Annotated in this window: 1 protein-coding gene; it reads right to left on the bottom strand. The window is 67.6% G+C overall.

Going from position 1 to position 457, the window contains the following annotated elements; all coding sequences use genetic code 11:
• On the bottom strand, nt 1-457 hold a 457-nt coding region (locus tag CVH10_RS17475), incomplete at both ends, for a WYL domain-containing protein (RefSeq protein WP_219924755.1).

The raw sequence follows: 457 nt of genomic DNA, 5'->3' as shown, positions 1-457 counted from the left end.
CAGGATCTGCACCTGCTCGCCCCAGGTGAACAGATGCCAGGCCAGTTCGCGCATGCCCGAGGCGCGGAACCGCACGATCACGCCGCCGTCCGACTGATCCTCGAACGACTGGGTCGGGTGCCAGCGCCAGCCCCTGGCCTCGACCGCGCCCTCCGGCGCGATGCGCAGCACGACGTCCTCGATCTCGTCCTGATAGATGCCGAAGGACTGGCTGGCGAAGACGCCGAGATCGAAATCGGCGGGCGGGACCGCCATCCCCTCCTGCGGGGCGACGTGGCTCATCCGGTCGAGGCGGAAGGTCTGGATGCGGCCGGTCTCGCGGTCGGCGGCGTTGCCGTAGTAACGCAGAATCTGCGCTGCGCGGCGCACCTCTCCGATACCCTCGGCCAGCGTTTTCCCTTCTTCGCGGGTGAGTTCTTCGCCCCAGGCCTCAGCGTTGGATTCGATGATTTCCGCT

The sequence above is a fragment of the Halomonas sp. ND22Bw genome (assembly GCF_003011945.1).
In the GTDB taxonomy this organism is placed as follows: domain Bacteria; phylum Pseudomonadota; class Gammaproteobacteria; order Pseudomonadales; family Halomonadaceae; genus Halomonas; species Halomonas halophila.
The sequence above is the reverse complement of the archived record's forward strand: the minus strand, read 5'-3'. Positions and strand labels throughout refer to the sequence as shown.